Raw genomic sequence first — 15,527 nt, forward strand, 5'->3', positions numbered from 1 at the left:
AGGGGGGCGGCATCCCACTGCCGTCCCCGTGGGCGACAGCTGCCGGCACCTGATGAACGCGTGTCCTCGGCAGGACGGCCCCGCCCCCGACGGCGCCCGGAAAGCCGCTTTTCCCGATGCGCCCGGACTGACATACTGTGCGCCAGGCAAGACAAGAGAGCAGCGAGCATGGCAGACGATCTCCTCGACAGCGTGGAGCCCGGCGACTACGACGCTTCCTCTATCGAGGTGCTCGAGGGGTTGGAGCCGGTGCGCAAGCGCCCCGGCATGTATATCGGCGGCACCGACGAGCGGGCGCTGCACCACATGGTGGCCGAGGTCCTCGACAACGCCATGGACGAGGCGGTGGCGGGCCACGCCAACCGCATCGAGATGGAGCTGGCCGAGGACTACACGCTTACCGTGCGCGACAACGGCCGCGGCATCCCGGTTGACCCGCATCCGAAGTTTCCGGGCAAGTCCGCGCTCGAGGTGATCCTGTGCACGCTGCACTCGGGCGGCAAGTTCTCGGGCAAGGCGTATCAGACCTCGGGCGGGCTGCACGGCGTGGGCGCCTCGGTGGTCAATGCGCTGTCGGAGTCCATGGTGGTGCAGGTGGCGCGCAACCGCACGCTGCACGAGCAGCGGTTTTCCCGTGGCGTGCCCCTCGGCCCGGTGGAAGAGGGGGGCGCCGCGCCCAACCGTCGCGGCACCACCGTGAGCTTCCGTGCCGCCCCCGAGATCTTCGGCGCGCATCGGTTCAGGCCGGCGCGGCTTTTCGCCATGGCGCGCTCCAAGGCGTATCTCTTCTCGGGCGTCGAGATCCGTTGGAAATCCGCGGTGGACGACGGCGAGACCCCCGCCGAGGCGACGTTCCACTTTCCCGGCGGGCTTTCCGACTATCTGAAGGAGCGCCTGGCCGGCGCGACCACCTACGCCGAGCGACCTTTCGCGGGGGCTGTCGATTTCGAGGGTCGCTTCGGCACCCCCGGCAAGGTGGAATGGGCGATCAACTGGACGCCCGCGAAGGACGGCTTCGTGCAGAGCTACTGCAACACGGTGCCCACGCCCGAGGGCGGCACGCACGAGCAGGGCTTCTGGGCGGCGATCCTGAAGGGCATCCGGGCCTATGGCGAGCTGGCCAACAACCGCAAGGCCGCGCAGATCACCCGTGAGGATCTGATGGCGGGCGGCTGCGCGCTCGTCTCCTGTTTCATCCGCGAGCCCGAATTCGTGGGCCAGACGAAGGACCGCCTCGCCACGGCCGAGGCCGCGAAGCTGGTGGAAGGCGCGGTCCGCGACCATTTCGACAACTGGCTCGCCGCCGACACCAAAAGCGCGGGCGCGATCCTCGACTTCCTCGTCCTGCGGGCCGAGGAACGGCTGAGGCGCCCGCAGGAGAAGGAGACCGCGCGCAAGACCGCCACGCGCAAGCTGCGCCTGCCCGGCAAGCTGGTGGACTGCACCGCGACGGCCCGCGACGGCACGGAGATCTTCATCGTGGAGGGCGACAGCGCGGGCGGCTCGGCCAAGGCCGCGCGCAACCGCGAGACGCAGGCGCTCCTGCCGCTCCGGGGCAAGATCCTGAACGTGCTGGGCGCGGCGTCCTCGAAGCTCGGCTCGAACGCCGAAATCTCGGACCTCTCCCAGGCGCTGGGCGTGGGGCTCGGCACGAAATTCCGCCTCGACGACCTGCGCTACGACAGGGTCATCATCATGACCGACGCCGACGTGGACGGGGCGCATATCGCCGCGCTCCTGATGACCTTCTTCTTCACCCAGATGCGGCCGATGATCGACGCGGGCCACCTCTATCTCGCCTGCCCGCCGCTCTATCGCCTGACCCAGGGCGCCAAGCGCGTCTACGCCCTCGACGAGGCGGAGCGCGAGGCGTGGTTGCGGCGCGGGCTCGGCGGCAAGGGAAAGATAGAGGTCGCGCGCTTCAAGGGTCTGGGCGAGATGGACGCCAAGGACCTGAAGGAAACGACGATGGACCCGGCCTCGCGCCGGCTCATCCGCGTGACCATCGACGAGGACGAGCCCGGCGAGACGGGCGACCTCGTGGAGCGGCTGATGGGCAAGAAACCGGAACTGCGCTTCCAGTATATCAGCGAGAACGCGAGGTTCGTGGAGGAGTTGGACGTGTGATCGGCGCTTGGCGCGGACCGGAGAAGAAACCCGCAGCCCGGCAGTGGAGAAAGGGTTCACGCCATCATCGGTAGCGCTGCAGCGTCGATGGCGCCGCTGACCTCGAATGACGCGCGTCGGCCCGGCGACGGGGTATCCGGCGCGATCCATGGGTCACGGCCCGGCGGCAGCGCGATGCAGCCTCATGGGCAATTCGAGCATCCCGAATGGCCCGGGCGAGACCGCCACGAGGAGCAAAAAGCGGTCGGCTCGACAGGTCGCCGCAACCCTCACGGAATTTTCCGGCCGGCGGACCCTACTTGGGCCTTGAGCCGGAGCGCAAAAGCTCCCACCAGCGGTATTTGAGAAGGCGCCTCCAGAAAACCCATCTTGGCATCAAATCCCTGTATTTCAGGATAAATGCTCGCTTGCTTCTGATATTCTTGCTGAGGCGAAATCCGTCGTGCTGCCTGGCGAAAACCACAGCTTCCGGCGCAATCGCAATTTTCTCACCCGCACGCAGCATCTCTATCGCCAGCGCGCGATCTTCCGAGATCGCCAGCTCCTCGTCAAAGCCTCCGACAGCAAGAAACAGGTCCTTTTCAATAAGCAGATTGATGCCGCCCGTCCCGGGATTTCGCCAAAGTAGCGCATCGACGGATATCTCGCCTTCCGTCAAATTATGATGTTCGTATACCTGCCCATTTCTGGAGCGCAGAATTCTCCCGTAAACGCAACGCGCCGAGTCCCGCCTGCAGGCATTGAAGGCTTCGAACAGGAAGTTCTCGTCCCACCAGTCATCGTCATCTAGGAAGGCCAGATGCGTACCGGTGGAGAGAGACGCGCCGAGGTTTCGCGCCCTCGAGGGCCCTATACGGGGCTGTTCTCGAAAGAGCTTGATGCCGGACGGAAGGTCGGACCGCGCGACTTCGCGGGTTCCGTTGTCGATGACAAGCACCTCGAGGGGCGGCAAGCTCTGCCTCAGAACCGACGCAATGGCCTCCCGCAGCCAGTCAATCCTCCGGTCGCAGGTCGGTATGACGACCGAAACGCAAGGGTCCGGCGTGGCGCTTTCTTCCGGCTTCGACATCATGTTGCGGCATCACTAACCATAGCGCCGAGACGGGGCCGTGCTAGCTGCGCACGGAGTCGAAGCTTACCGGAAGCGGCGGCTTGGTTCGACACCGTGGGCACGCCCCCGCGAAACTCCTCCTCGGGCCCTGCGTCCTGCCACACCTTGAGTGATGCTGTCCGCGTCCCTTCGACGATCGCCGGCGCAACGCCCGAACCGTGGGCGCTGCCCCCCAGGGACGCATGTCGGCGCAAGACCACGTCTCCCGATCCCCGTGGCTTCTCGGAACGGTCGACTGAAACCTAGCGATACGGCATTTGTCGGACGTAGGACTCGCGAAGCTTCTCGATACGTTGTTGAAGCTGCTGGCGACGGTCGTCTTTCAACCCCGGCGTTGTCGCCCAGTCCATGTAGGTCACGATCGCCATCCTCACATCATAGTCCCTCGGAATACCATCGTCGAGGCCCGGTATTTCCTGCGAGTCACATTCGAAAAGGCCGATATCGGGAATGCCCGCGCAGTGAAGCATGTCCCGCGTGCGAACACATTTGAAACACTTTCCGCAATTCCCGCCGGTCGAGGTGTCGCTCCAGCAGACGGAGAGCTGGCGCACCAGCTCGGGATCCGCGTCATGGATCGCCCGCACCCGCTCGCCCCGGCGGAGCGTGTGTCCGAAAGCCACCAAGGGCAGATCGCCCCGACCGAAGATATCCATCAGGATACTACCGTTGCCCCACGGGTGTTGAAAAACGTCATGGATTGGAGGAGCGTCCAGCGCATATGAAGCCTCGCAAAACTCTTTCCCAATATAATTCAGGCACATCGCCAGCATGAAGGAGTGCTGAAGCTCCCAATGCATCGGCATGTTGCGAAAATCCGTTTCTGCAACGATCAGATCAAGTCCGATAATGTCCGAAATTCGCTCGACACGCGACCGAAGGTCGATGAAACCCGGATGATCGGCCGTCGGGTAATCCGCGCCCGCGACAAGAAGACTATGGCTATATTCTGCCTGTGCCTTCGCGGCGATCGCAGAGGATGTACTATCGACGCCACCGGAGAGGCAAATAACCTTATGATCTTTCCGTCTTGATACCGAACCGGCATAAACGATATTCTCCAAAATCAGTCGCGGCGGCGAAAGCGAAGGAATGCTCCACAGTGTGTAGGCATAGTTCAACGTCTCGACCATTCGCGCGGCTGCCGCGCTCACGGGGGCAGGTACCCGAATGGTGCGATTGGTCCGGGAGGAAATCGCGGCAAGCCCGAAGAGAGCGAAATCCCAGATCTCCGGTGCCTTGCACACCGCGTCCGACCTGATGAAGAAGGACCGGTTGCCAACCTTTACCACGACGCGATCCTTATCCCACGCACAGGTGGCATCGTCTGTTCCATCGGAGGTCTGTCGGGTACGGAACTCCGCCATCTTCGCCCAGCCGGGTGCGGCAGACCGCAGCTTGCGAATCTGTGTCAAACGCCTGCTGAAACCCTTCGTCGACACCGGCAACTCCCATCGGTTTCCGCAAGATGCCTGACGCAGTAGAACAGGGTTTGGAAGAAGGCAACGCCTCCATGGTTTGGCCGATAGTCGTGCTTTCGCTTCCTGGCGAAGAGGTGCGGCGACGCCCGCTGTTGACCGCGCTGGCGCGGTTCGCCCTCGATTATGAGGTCTTTATCGGGGTCGATGGCCGAAATGGTCTGCCGGCATGCTGGGAACGCGACATCGATCGATCCGCCGCAAGGTTTAATATCGGACGCGACCTGACCGATGGTGAATTCGCCTGTGCCCTGTCCCACCGCGAAATCTATCGCAAAATCGAGCGCAAAGGCTGGCAGGGCGCCGTGGTTCTCGAAGACGATGCCATTATCGACCGTCGTTTCGCGGATTTCGTGCGCGGGGAACTGTTCCGGCGAGCGGACTTGATAATGCTCGACCATTCGAAAGCATATGTGCGCGGTAAGGGATTGGACATCATGAAGGGCGTGACGATGCGCCGGCTGGCGCTCCCCTCCTACCTGACGACGGGGTATTCGATTTCCGCAGCCGGCGCACGATCTCTGCTGGCGTCCTCCCGACCGGTGTCTGCCACGGCCGATTGGCCTGGCGATATCGTGTCGCTGGGCGCAATGGCGCTGGAGCCCAGAATTGTCGATCATCCCGACAAGTTTACCGGCACTTCGCACCTGCGCGACGCGCGCGTCAAAATCGTTTCGGACCACGGCGGCAAGCGCGGGTCAGCGAAGAGGCGGCGCGCCACGACCTATTGGAAGCGCTGGCTGATCAAAAGACTTTCATCCAAGATCAGTTGAACTCTTGAACTGCCCTCAATGCCTCGGTGAAGCTCTTTGCCATGAAGGGTGGATGATCGCCGGCCCAGGTGTTGATGTAATTGAAGACCTTCCCGTAATGGTTGTCCAGAACGACGTGTGTTTTTCCCATCAAGCTACACAGGATATGACCATGCAAGCGGTCAGTGACGACGCGATGGCCTTGGGCGAGAAGATCGATCCCACGCCGCAGTTCTTTTTCGGCCTTCAATCGATAGGCTCTCTCCAGCCAGGCCATAAGCGTCCTGCTTGGAAGGGGCGCAGATCGCGCTAACCGCTCGGCAATTTTCCCGGCCCATGGAAGATTGTAGGGTTCTATCCAATCCGTCACGCGAACGCTGTCCCGCGCTGTGGTCTCCTGGCTGCGGCTCGCGTGTCTTTCCTGATCGTCGCGCATCAGGGCCAGAACGGGGACTTCCGGCCTGGTGTCCGTGTGCAATGGCCCGAGGGCAAATGCCATGTCCGGACAAAGATAAACCGGACAGTCGAAATTCTCGCGCGCAAAGTCCAGGCTCGCGGTGTCGCGCACCATCATGGTGAAATCGGGATGCCGTGCGATCGCGCGCCTCGTTTCCTTCAAGGGGAGCGACTCAGAACACGAAAAGTGTATGGACTGAGGCATTTGCACGATCTTGCGATGCTGGAATTCGTCCAGTATGGCAACGCGGTTCTCCCAGAACCCTGGCCACAGGTCTCCGAAATTGCCCCCGCCGAGCAGCAGGAGAGGGCCCTCAGGCATCACCTGGTCGAGGTGAGTGGGAAAAGCCTTGTTTCGCGAAACATATGCCGGGAACGATCCGAGTCGTTTCCGAAGCTTCGCGAGCGTTCCAAGCCATATGGCACTGTCACCGATATTCGAGTGCGCAGGAAAATCCAGCAGGGCGTAGGGGTGCGGCGCGCACCGACCGAGCGCCTCGTCCAGGGTATCGTCGATTCTTGCAGTAATGGAATGAGTATCCATGTTCACCCCGCTCCAGACGCGCCAGGAAACGGCCGGCGGCGCCGGGTGTGCGGTCGTCTCGTAGCTCGGGGCCTTCGATGCACCCTTATCCCGACCCTTTGGTTGAGAGGCGGCCACATGCGACGACGCTCGTGCAGGTGACCGGACATCCCGGAAAGCGACCCTCACGACGTATCACGGATGCATCGCGGCAGAAGTCGGATCGTCATGGAGTCATTCCGAGACTGCGCGCCGTTGCACGGGCCCCACGCGCCCGCGAAAGCCAACCTTGCCCCGCACCGCCGATCGGTGAAGCCGCGCCGCGTCGCCGTGCCAGACCCGGTCGCGCCTTGAGCGAATCCTTGCCGCCCCCTCCCTCTCGGCTAACCTCGCGGCCATGCGCGCCGCCTTCCTTCTCACCCTCCTGCTTCTGACCGCCTGCGGGCGGCCGCTGACGGAGGGCGAGCGGGCGCTGGCGCGGGTCACCCATGGCGACGCGGTCGATCTCGAGCGCATCCGCTTCCATGACGGGGCGCTCGTTGGCTCCTATGTCTGGGAGCGGCCGGCGCGGCCGCGCACCTCCTGCCGTGAGCGGATCTGGCCGCCGGGCCGACCTGGCGAGCGCGTCGAGGTCTCTCCCGGCGCCATCGCGCTTTTCAACCGCGTCTTCTACCGGACGGATCTTTACCGGCCCGACTACGCGCCCGGCTTCCCAGACCGCATCTTCCTCGCCGAGGCGATGCTCTTCGCCCACGAGCTCACCCATGTCTGGCAGTGGCAGAACCGCGCGCGGACGGGCTATCACCCGTTCCTTGTGGTGCGCGAACACAACCGCTCTCCCGATCCCTACCTCTGCGAGTTGGAAGCCGCGGATTTCCTAACCTACGGCTACGAGCAGCAGGGCGCGATCATGGAGCCATACGTCTGTTGCACGGTGCTCGACCCGGCCGCGCCGCGCACCGGGCGGCTGCGCCGGATGCTCGCGCGCGAGATCCCGATCGGCGATCTGGACGCGGCACTCGGCGAGGCGCAGGTGATCGTCCCGTGGGCCGGCGTCACGGCTCGCGGGATCTGCTCGGACTAGCCGTCCGCCTGGACGCTCCGAAGCCAGGCCACGAGATCGGCCACCGCCTCGGAGGTCATGATCGGCTGGCCGGAGGGCGCCTTGAGTCCGACCGACGCACCGCCCTCGAAGAAGTCGCCGTAAACCGGCATCGGGCTGCCATGGGCCACCAGCGGGTCGCGCCCGTCGATGCGCTTGACCACACGCTCCAGCGGGAAGACGCCGCCATTGTCGGCCGAAAGCGCGGTGAGGTCCGTCGGCTTGATCGTGAGAACCCCGCGCATCGGCCCTTCGCCCATCGCGTCGATGCCGTGGCAGCTCGCGCAATGCGTCCGATAGAGGGCCTGCCCCGCCTCGGGGTCCTCGGCCGCGAGGGGCGCGGCCGCGAGGCCAAGCGCGGTGCAAAGGGCGATGCGGGCTTTGCGGTGCATGAAGGTCTCCTTGGGACGTGGGATCATTTCTGGATGCTTTCGAGATGGAACAGGATCGCGGCCAGCGGTCGCGGTACCGGCGACATGATCCCGTCCCCCGTGTCCACCGGCACGGTTTCGTCGCGCAACAGCAACCCGAACTCGGGCATGTCGGGTCCCTGCGCCTTGTTCCCTCGCGTGTAGCCGTCGATGGTGGACAGCACTTCGGCGCGCGGGAAGGTTCCGCCGGACCGCGCCGAGATCGTGGTCAGGTCCGGCGGCGGCGGGGTCAGATCGCCGGCGAGCGGGCCGTCGCCGCGCCCGCCGCTTCCGTGGCAGACCGCGCAATTCTCCGCGAAGAGCGCGGCGCCTTCGGAGGGTTCCGGCATGGCGGTCATCGCCGCGCAGGCGACGAGCCCGGCCGGGGCGAGGACAAGGGCGGCGAGGCGAAGATCACGGAGTGCGGGCATCTGCTTTCCTGGAGGATTTCGAGAGGGACGGTGGACGGGCGTGGCGCGCCGGGGCCTGCGGCGCGGGAGGCGAGATGGCGGGCGCCGCCGGCAGGACGCCGGCCGGCTGCGCGCGGCGCGGTCCGGCAAAACGCGGGCCGGGCTGGATCATGCCTGCTCCTCCTCGTGGTCTTTGGCCGCGCGCGTCGGACGCGACGCCCGGCCCATCATTGAGCCACAGCATAGCGCCGTGACAAGCCCCGTGCGAGAGGCGATGCTCGCACCGTCAGTGAAAGGGAGACGGTGGGCAATGCTGAGCGTGACCGAGGCAGAGGAAATCCTTGCGGAGAATTTCGCGCCGTGGGTGCGGGCGCTCGCGCCCGTGGTGGAAGAGACCGCGCCCGATGGAATTCGGATGCGGATGCCCGTCACGCCCGAGATCGCCCGCGTGGGCGGCATCGTGTCGGGTCAGGCGCTGGCCGCCCTCGCCGACACGGCCATGGTGCTCGCGGCCTGCGCGCAGGCGGGCCGCTTCGTGCCGGTGGCCACGACGAACCTCGACCTGCAGTTCCTGCGGCCGGGCGGCGGCGAGGCGATCCTGTGCGACGCCGAGATCGTGCGCGCGGGCCGGGCGCTCGTCTTCGCGCGCGCCACGCTCACCGCAATGCCCGCCGGCAAGGCGGTGGCGGTCGCCACGGCCACGTTCTACGCGCCGTGACGGCCCTCCGCGCGGTCGCCGCGGGCTCAGCTTATCCGGCCGGCGTCCAGATGAAGCTGGCGGTCCATGCGGGCGGCAAGGGCCAGGTTGTGGGTGGCGATGAGCGCGGCGAGACCGGTCTCGCGCACCAGGTCCATGAGCGCCGCGAACACCCGGTCCGAGGTTTCGGGGTCGAGGTTGCCGGTGGGCTCGTCCGCGAGCAGAAGCCGCGGCGCGTTCGCGAGCGCCCGGCAGAAGGCCACGCGCTGCTGTTCGCCGCCCGAAAGCGCGGCGGGACGGTGATCGGCGCGGGGCGCGACACCCACGCTGTCGAGCAGCCGGCGCGCCCGCGCCTCTGCCGCGCCGCGCGCGATCCCGTCGGCCAGCTGGGGCAGGACCACGTTCTCGAGCGCGGTGAACTCGGGCAGCAGGTGGTGGAACTGGTAGACGAAGCCGACCTCGCGGCGGCGCACCCGGGTGCGGGCCCGGTCGCCCTGCCCGCCCATGTCCTTGCCCCCGATCTCCACCCGGCCGGCGTCGGCCACGTCGAGAAGCCCCGCGATGTGCAGCAGCGTGGACTTTCCCGCCCCCGAGGGCGCGACGAGCGCCACCACCTCGCCGGGCGCGAGCGTGAGCGACGCGCCGCGCAGCACCGCCACCTCGCTTTCGAGGCCCTTGTTGTAGGTCTTCTCGACGCCCTCGAGGCGCAGCGCGGCCTCACTCATAGCGCAGCGCCTCGACCGGGTTCATCCGCGCCGCCCGGCGCGCGGGGAAGATCGTCACGACGAAGCTGAGGCCGAGCGAGAGGGCCACCGCGGACAGCACGTCCGCCGCCTCGAGCCTCGCGGGAAGCTGGTAGATGCCGCGCACCGCCGGGTCCCAGACACCGCCGCCCATCGCGTAGTTCACGAAGGAGAAGATCGGGTCGATGTAGATGGCGAAGAGACAGCCCAGGATCACCCCCGCCACGGTGCCGATGAGCCCGGTGAAGGCGCCGCAGATGAAGAAGACGCGCAGCACCGAGCCTTCGGTCAGGCCCATGGTGCGCAGGATGCCGATGTCGCGGCCCTTGTTCTTCACCAGCATGATCAGCCCCGAGACGATATTCATGGCCGCGATCAGCACGAGGATCGACAGGATCACGAACATCACGTTGTCCTCGACCTCGAGCGCGCGGAGGAAGGAGCCAGAGGCATCCTGCCACGTCCAGACCTGCCCGCTCTCTCCGGCCGCGCGGAGGATGGGCAGCGCGTAGTCGTCCACGCGCTCCGGGTCCGTGACCATCACCTCGATCTCGTCGGCCGCGCCCTCGCGGTTGAAGAAGCTCTGCGCCTCGGCGAAGGGCATGTAGAGGCGCGTGCGGTCGATGTCGTAGCGCCCGGCGGTGAAGATGTAGGTGACCTCGTAGGCCTTGACGCGGGGGCTCGTGCCGAAGGCCGTCTTCACCCCGTCGGGCGAGATGAGCGTGATCCGGTCGCCCGGGCCGAGGCCGAGCTCGCGCGCCACGCCCGAGCCGATGGCCACCCCCTCCCCGAAGCGGCCGATATCGCCGAACGCGGCTTCGGGATCGGCGATCCGCGGCAGCGTGGCGAGGTCCCTCGCGGCGATGCCGTAGACCTCGACGCCGGTATTGCGCCCCGAAGCGCTGGCCATCACCTGCCCCTTCACCAGCGGCGCGGCACGCGTGACGCCGGCAACCTCGGCGATACGCGCCGCCATCGCCTCGTAGTCCGCGATCTCCCTGGTGACGCGACCCGAGGCGTCCACCTGCCCGGCCGAATAGACGGTCACATGCGCGTTGGCGCCGAGGATCGTGTCCACGAACTCCGCCCGGAAGCCCGAGCGCACGGCAAGCGTGGCAATGAGCGCGAAGACGGCGAGCGTGATCCCGACGAGGCTGATCCAGGTCATCACGCTCACGCCGCCCTCGGCGCGCCTCGCGCGCAGGTAGCGCCAGGCGATCATCCATTCGAACGGCGCGAAGGGGGCTGGGGTACGGGCCATAAACTCTCCGGGGGAACGGCTCGCGCGGACACTGGTCCGGACGGCCGGCAGGGTCAAGCCGGCGCTAGCGCAGCCCGGTCTCTTCCAGCAGCCCGAGGCGCTTGGCCTCGTAGTAGTAGCCCCGCGCGTACCACATCACCGCGCGGTCGATGTCCCCGCCCGAGACGAGCCAGGCGCCGCGCAGGTAGCGGCCGGCATATTCGAGATTGGTCTCGGCGTCGAAGAGCCGCTCCGCGGGGCCGGAAAAGCCCATGCTCCGCGCGGTGGCGGGCAGGATCTGCATCAGCCCGTAATAGGGACCTGCCCCGTTGAAGGCGCGCGGGTTGTAGTCGCTTTCGCGCTGGATCACCCGGTGAAGAAGCGCCGGCGGGATGTCGTGGACCTCGGCATAGGTTTCGACCAGCTGGCGCATCTGCGGCGTCTCGCCGGGATAGAGCGACGGCATGGACTGCGCGCTTCGTGTGGCGAGTTCGGCCGTCCTGTCGTCGCCGCCCGCGCCGCAGGCCGCAAGCGGCACGGCAAGCATCAGGGCGAGCGCGGCGCGGCGCGAATGGATGGTCATGGGGTCGTGCCTCCGATCCTGTCCCGACACCGCCCATACCCCGGTTCGCGGCCTGGGCAAAGCCGGGTGCGGACGCATGGGCGGGCCTCCGCCCATCCTGCGGCCCGTGCGAGCCGCGCGGCGCGCCGCGGACCGGCGGGCACCGGGGCCGAACGCCGACGGCCGGCGCGCACGGCTCCGGGGCACCTTCGCGGGGCGCTTCCCGCAAGATTGCGCCCGCACCGGCCCGTTCGCCATGAGCCCGTGGCGTGCCGGCTTGCCCGGCGGCGCGCGGCGCGTCTATGGTCGCGGCCATGACCACGCCCCGCCTGACCCCGCTCGCCGCGTCGCTGCCCTCCACCGTGCCCTTCGTGGGCCCCGAAACCCAGGAGCGCGAGCGCGGCGCCCCGTTCCGCGCCCGGCTCGGCGCGAACGAAAGCGTCTTCGGCCCCTCGCCCGAGGCGGTGGCGGCCATGCGCGCCGCGGCGGCCGAGATCTGGAAATACGGCGACAGCGCAAGCCACGATCTGCGCCACGCGCTTGCTGACCACCACGGCGTGGCCACGGACAACGTGATCGTGGGCGAGGGGATCGACGGGCTTCTGGGCTATCTCGTCCGGCTGACAGTCGCGCAGGGCGACGCTGTGGTCACCTCGGACGGCGCCTACCCCACCTTCAACTACCACGTCGCGGGGCATGGCGGGACGCTTCACAAGGTGCCCTTCCGCGACGACCGGGAAGACCCCGGGGCGCTTCTGGCCCGCGCGGCGGAGGTGGACGCCAAGCTCGTCTACCTGTCCAACCCCGACAATCCGATGGGCAGCTGGCATGGCGCCGACGCGGTGGAGGCGATGATCGAGGCGCTGCCCGAGGGCACGCTCATGGTGCTCGACGAGGCCTATATCGACTACGCGCCCCAGGGCACCGCGGCGCGGGTGGCCGCGGACGATCCGCGGGTGATCCGGATGCGCACCTTTTCCAAGGCCTACGGCATGGCCGGCGCGCGCGTGGGCTACGCGCTGGCCGCCGCCCCGCTCATCTCGGCCTTCGACAAGATCCGGAACCATTTCGGCATGAACCGTGCCGCGCAGGCCGGGGCGCTCGCGGCGCTCCGCGACCAGGGCTGGCTCGCCCATGTCGTCGCAGAGGCCGCGAAGAGCCGCGAGGAGATCGCCCGGATCGCGCAGGCGAACGGCCTCGCGGCCCTGCCCTCGGCCACGAACTTCGTCGCGGTGGACTGCGGCGGCGACGGCGCGCGGGCGCGCGCGGTTCTCGACGGGCTGATCGCGCGGGGCATCTTCGTGCGGATGCCGGGGGTCGCGCCGCTCGACCGCTGCATCCGCATCGGCACCGGCACCGAGGCCGAGATGGCCGCCCTCGCGGAGGCGTTGCCCGGCGCCCTGGCCGAGGCGCGTGAACGCGCATGACCGAAAGGGCCGGGCTTCAGGCGCCCTCGTCGTCGAACTGCATCCGGTAAAGCTCGGAATAGACGCCGCCGCGCGCGATCAGCGCCTCGTGGCTACCCGCGTCGAGCACCCGGCCCTGGTCCATCACCACGATCTTGTCCGCGCTCCGCACCGTGGACAGCCTGTGCGCGATCACGAGGGTGGTGCGCCCGGCGCTCAGGCTCTCGAGCGCGCCCTGGACCGCCTGCTCGGACGCGGTGTCGAGCGCCGAGGTGGCCTCGTCGAGCAGGAGCACCGGCGTGTCGCGCAAAAGCGCCCGCGCGATCGCGACCCGCTGGCGCTGCCCGCCCGAGAGGTTGGAGCCGCGCGGCCCGACCTGCGTGTCCAGACCGGCCGCGAGCCGGGGCAGGAAGCCGCTGACATGCGCGGCGTCGAGCACCGCGGCCAGGCGTTCGTCGGACACGTCCTCGCGCCCCAGCAGGATGTTCTCGCGCAGCGTGTCGTCGAAGAGAAGCGCTTCCTGGCTCACCACCGAAAAGAGGGCGCGCAGCTCCGGCAGCGCCATCCGGTCCACCGGCACCCCGCCGACCGTCACCTCCCCCGACTGCGGATCGACGAGCCGCGTGATGAGGTTGAAGACCGAGGACTTGCCCGCGCCCGACGGGCCCACCAGCGCCGTCGTCTTTCCCGCTTCGGCGGTGAAGGAGCAGCCGCGCAGCGCGGCCGCGTCGCCGAAACTCAGATGCACGTCGCGCAATGCGATCTCGGGCACGCCCTCCGGGGCCGGGACGGGGGTCGCGGGCGCACGCAGCGTCGGTTCCTCGCTCAGCAGCTCGCGGATGCGCTCGATGCTCGCGGCGGCGATCTGCCAGACGCCGCTCAGCTCGCCGAGGCGCCGCACCGGCTCGAAGGCGAGGCCGATCGCGGTGAAGAACGCCATGAAATCGCCCACCGTCTTCTCCCCGGCGACGATCTCGCGCCCGCCGAAGAATAGCACGCCCATGAACCCCACCCCCGCCATCAGGTCGATGAGCCCCGGGATCATGGCCTGGCCCGCCGCCGCACGCGTCTGCAGCCGCACGCGCTCTCGGGTGAGCCGGCCGTAGCTGCCGGACTGGTAATCCTCGAGGCGGTTGAGCTTGATCGGCTGGATGCCGTGGAAGATCTCGTTGAGCCGCGTGGAAAGCCGTGCCGCCACGTCGCGCGCCAGCCGCGCGTTCCGGCGCACGAAGCGCTGCAGCGAGACGGACGGTGCCAGCACCACCGGCGCGCCCAGAAGCGCGACCAGCGTCCAGCGCCAATCCACCGAAAACGCCACGGCCATGAGCGAGATCACCGCCATGGCATCCCGCCCGACGCCGGTGAGGATGGTGCGCCACACACGGCTGATCGCCGCCACGTCGCCCTCCACCCGCTGCATCAGGTAACCGGGCGAATGCACCTGGTGGAACGCGCTGTCGAGGCGCATCAGGTGTCCGACGAGGTCCTTGCGGATTTCCGCCGCCGTCACTTCCGACAGGCGGGTCAGAAGCACCTTCTGGATCACGCTGGCCGAGGCGCGCGTCACGAAAATGCCCAGGAAGGCCAGCGCGACCCAGCCTATGGCCTGCGTCTCGCCGCCCACGAAGACCCGGTCGAACATCGGGCGCATCATCCAGCTCAGCAGGCCGAGCATGCCGCCCTCAAGCGCCATGAACAGCATCGCCACCCCCAGAAGCGGCGCGTGCCGCCTCAGGTAGCTGCGCCAGAGCCAGCGGAAGAGGCCCGGCGCGTGCTCGGCCGCGGTGTCGCTCATGCCAGCTCGGCGGCGGGCCGGCGGGCCGCGAAGGCCGCCCGGATCGCCCTGTCGTCGTATTCGGTGGCGATCCATTCCTCGAACCCGATCGTGCCGCGCGCCAGTCGCGCCTCGTAGATGTCGAGGATGTAGTCCTGCACGCCCGTCTCCGTCGATTTCAGGTGCCAGTAGCGCCAGGAAAGCTGCGCCTTCGCCTCGGCCACGGGCACGCCCCGGAACACCATGAGATAGGTCGCCGCGGCGAAGCCCGCCCGGTCCGCCCCGGACTTGCAGTGGAACAGGAACGGCCCCTCGACCGTGCGCATCGCCTCGATCATGGCCAGAAGGTTCTCGCGCGGGGCGGGCTTGCGCGCCCAGATGCGGTTGCTCACGAGGGCCAGGCCCAGCGCCTCGCAGCTTTCGCGCTCGAACCGGTAGGACGGCTGATCGCTCGGTCCGCGCAGGTTGATGATCGTGCGGATGCCCATGTCGCGGTAGCGGCGCAGGCGGGCGTGATCGGGCTGGTTGGAGCGGTAGACCCCCGGGGCGATTTCGTAGAGGTTGGTCCAGAACACGCGCAGGAAGGCGTGGTCGAAAAGGTGGTAGTGCAGCAGCGCCGCGCGCCGGCCCGCGGGCGTGGACAGGTCGCGCCCGAAGGAGCGGCGCCATTGCCGCTCGCGCTCGTCCACCCATGTCCGGAACCTGTCGATCATGCCGCGCCCTTCGCCGTCCGCCG

General features: G+C 67.7%; 15 protein-coding genes. 5 read left to right on the forward strand and 10 right to left on the reverse strand.

All coding sequences use genetic code 11. From position 1 onward, the window contains the following. The first annotated feature begins 168 nt into the window (after positions 1–168). Complete coding sequence (gene parE / locus AB6A65_RS03000; RefSeq protein WP_371036876.1) at positions 169–2,127, forward strand: DNA topoisomerase IV subunit B; 1,959 nt, start codon at positions 169–171, stop codon at positions 2,125–2,127. A gap of 295 nt (positions 2,128–2,422) precedes the next feature. Here parE and AB6A65_RS03005 read toward each other — a convergent pair whose 3' ends face one another. Further along, entirely contained in the window at positions 2,423–3,199 is a 777-nt protein-coding gene (locus AB6A65_RS03005) for a glycosyltransferase family 2 protein (RefSeq protein ID WP_371036877.1), read from the reverse strand. Between the two features lie 281 nt (positions 3,200–3,480). Then, on the reverse strand, positions 3,481–4,680 hold the full coding sequence (locus tag AB6A65_RS03010; RefSeq protein ID WP_371036878.1) for a hypothetical protein: 1,200 nt from the start codon (positions 4,678–4,680) through the stop codon (positions 3,481–3,483). Positions 4,681–4,706: 26 nt separating this feature from the next. On the opposite strand from AB6A65_RS03010, the gene AB6A65_RS03015 reads away from it, so the two are divergent. After that, on the forward strand, positions 4,707–5,489 hold the full coding sequence (locus AB6A65_RS03015; RefSeq protein ID WP_371036879.1) for a glycosyltransferase family 25 protein: 783 nt from the start codon (positions 4,707–4,709) through the stop codon (positions 5,487–5,489). Here the strand turns inward: AB6A65_RS03015 and AB6A65_RS03020 are convergent. After that, on the reverse strand, positions 5,482–6,468 hold the full coding sequence (locus AB6A65_RS03020) for a polysaccharide pyruvyl transferase family protein (protein WP_371036880.1): 987 nt from the start codon (positions 6,466–6,468) through the stop codon (positions 5,482–5,484). The two genes, AB6A65_RS03015 and AB6A65_RS03020, sit on opposite strands and share 8 nt — an antisense overlap. A 376-nt stretch (positions 6,469–6,844) precedes the next feature. Between AB6A65_RS03020 and AB6A65_RS03025 the strand changes: the two genes are divergently transcribed. Further along, positions 6,845–7,531, forward strand: coding sequence for a hypothetical protein (locus AB6A65_RS03025; RefSeq protein WP_371036881.1), 687 nt, complete (start codon positions 6,845–6,847; stop codon positions 7,529–7,531). Here the strand turns inward: AB6A65_RS03025 and AB6A65_RS03030 are convergent. Both AB6A65_RS03030 and AB6A65_RS03035 read right to left on the reverse strand, forming a co-directional pair. Continuing rightward, entirely contained in the window at positions 7,528–7,941 is a 414-nt protein-coding gene (locus tag AB6A65_RS03030; RefSeq protein ID WP_371036882.1) for a cytochrome c, read from the reverse strand. The two genes, AB6A65_RS03025 and AB6A65_RS03030, sit on opposite strands and share 4 nt — an antisense overlap. Positions 7,942–7,964: 23 nt before the next feature. Beyond that, on the reverse strand, positions 7,965–8,390 hold the full coding sequence (locus AB6A65_RS03035; protein WP_371036883.1) for a cytochrome c: 426 nt from the start codon (positions 8,388–8,390) through the stop codon (positions 7,965–7,967). 289 nt (positions 8,391–8,679) lie between these two features. Here AB6A65_RS03035 and AB6A65_RS03040 point away from each other — a divergent pair, with 289 nt between their 5' ends. After that, positions 8,680–9,087, forward strand: a complete 408-nt coding sequence (locus AB6A65_RS03040; RefSeq protein WP_371036884.1) for a PaaI family thioesterase — start codon at positions 8,680–8,682, stop codon at positions 9,085–9,087. A 26-nt stretch (positions 9,088–9,113) separates the two neighbouring features. Here the strand turns inward: AB6A65_RS03040 and AB6A65_RS03045 are convergent, their stop codons facing one another. From AB6A65_RS03045 to AB6A65_RS03055, 3 genes are all read right to left on the reverse strand, one after another. Continuing rightward, on the reverse strand, positions 9,114–9,791 hold the full coding sequence (locus tag AB6A65_RS03045; protein ID WP_371036885.1) for an ABC transporter ATP-binding protein: 678 nt from the start codon (positions 9,789–9,791) through the stop codon (positions 9,114–9,116). Further along, entirely contained in the window at positions 9,784–11,070 is a 1,287-nt protein-coding gene (locus AB6A65_RS03050) for a lipoprotein-releasing ABC transporter permease subunit (protein ID WP_371036886.1), read from the reverse strand. The genes AB6A65_RS03045 and AB6A65_RS03050 overlap by 8 nt, the downstream gene beginning before the upstream one ends. Positions 11,071–11,134: 64 nt before the next feature. Then, entirely contained in the window at positions 11,135–11,632 is a 498-nt protein-coding gene (locus AB6A65_RS03055) for a lytic transglycosylase domain-containing protein (RefSeq protein ID WP_371036887.1), read from the reverse strand. Positions 11,633–11,925: 293 nt separating this feature from the next. On the opposite strand from AB6A65_RS03055, the gene AB6A65_RS03060 reads away from it, so the two are divergent. Next, positions 11,926–13,038, forward strand: a complete 1,113-nt coding sequence (locus tag AB6A65_RS03060) for a pyridoxal phosphate-dependent aminotransferase (protein ID WP_371036888.1) — start codon at positions 11,926–11,928, stop codon at positions 13,036–13,038. Between the two features lie 16 nt (positions 13,039–13,054). Here AB6A65_RS03060 and AB6A65_RS03065 read toward each other — a convergent pair whose 3' ends face one another. Beyond that, positions 13,055–14,812 (reverse strand): ABC transporter ATP-binding protein, encoded by a 1,758-nt coding sequence (locus AB6A65_RS03065; RefSeq protein WP_371036889.1) that lies wholly within the window; start codon positions 14,810–14,812, stop codon positions 13,055–13,057. Then, a complete protein-coding gene (locus AB6A65_RS03070) occupies positions 14,809–15,504 on the reverse strand; it encodes a tyrosine-protein phosphatase (protein ID WP_371036890.1) in 696 nt (231 codons plus the stop codon). Before AB6A65_RS03070 ends, AB6A65_RS03065 begins: the two co-directional genes overlap by 4 nt. Positions 15,505–15,527 lie beyond the last annotated feature (23 nt).

This window comes from Rhodosalinus sp. FB01 (assembly GCF_041365715.1).
Taxonomy (GTDB): Bacteria; Pseudomonadota; Alphaproteobacteria; order Rhodobacterales; family Rhodobacteraceae; genus Rhodosalinus.

Coding starts and splice junctions, on each gene's coding strand:
- AB6A65_RS03060 (WP_371036888.1), top strand. CDS start 11,926: ATGACCACGCCCCGCCTGACCCCGCTCGCCGCGTCGCTGCCCTCCACC.
- AB6A65_RS03025 (WP_371036881.1), top strand. CDS start 6,845: ATGCGCGCCGCCTTCCTTCTCACCCTCCTGCTTCTGACCGCCTGCGGG.
- AB6A65_RS03030 (WP_371036882.1), bottom strand. CDS start 7,941: ATGCACCGCAAAGCCCGCATCGCCCTTTGCACCGCGCTTGGCCTCGCG.
- AB6A65_RS03035 (WP_371036883.1), bottom strand. CDS start 8,390: ATGCCCGCACTCCGTGATCTTCGCCTCGCCGCCCTTGTCCTCGCCCCG.
- AB6A65_RS03020 (WP_371036880.1), bottom strand. CDS start 6,468: ATGGATACTCATTCCATTACTGCAAGAATCGACGATACCCTGGACGAG.
- AB6A65_RS03070 (WP_371036890.1), bottom strand. CDS start 15,504: ATGATCGACAGGTTCCGGACATGGGTGGACGAGCGCGAGCGGCAATGG.
- AB6A65_RS03040 (WP_371036884.1), top strand. CDS start 8,680: ATGCTGAGCGTGACCGAGGCAGAGGAAATCCTTGCGGAGAATTTCGCG.
- AB6A65_RS03050 (WP_371036886.1), bottom strand. CDS start 11,070: ATGGCCCGTACCCCAGCCCCCTTCGCGCCGTTCGAATGGATGATCGCC.
- AB6A65_RS03045 (WP_371036885.1), bottom strand. CDS start 9,791: ATGAGTGAGGCCGCGCTGCGCCTCGAGGGCGTCGAGAAGACCTACAAC.
- AB6A65_RS03055 (WP_371036887.1), bottom strand. CDS start 11,632: ATGACCATCCATTCGCGCCGCGCCGCGCTCGCCCTGATGCTTGCCGTG.
- AB6A65_RS03015 (WP_371036879.1), top strand. CDS start 4,707: ATGCCTGACGCAGTAGAACAGGGTTTGGAAGAAGGCAACGCCTCCATG.
- AB6A65_RS03005 (WP_371036877.1), bottom strand. CDS start 3,199: ATGATGTCGAAGCCGGAAGAAAGCGCCACGCCGGACCCTTGCGTTTCG.
- parE (WP_371036876.1), top strand. CDS start 169: ATGGCAGACGATCTCCTCGACAGCGTGGAGCCCGGCGACTACGACGCT.
- AB6A65_RS03065 (WP_371036889.1), bottom strand. CDS start 14,812: ATGAGCGACACCGCGGCCGAGCACGCGCCGGGCCTCTTCCGCTGGCTC.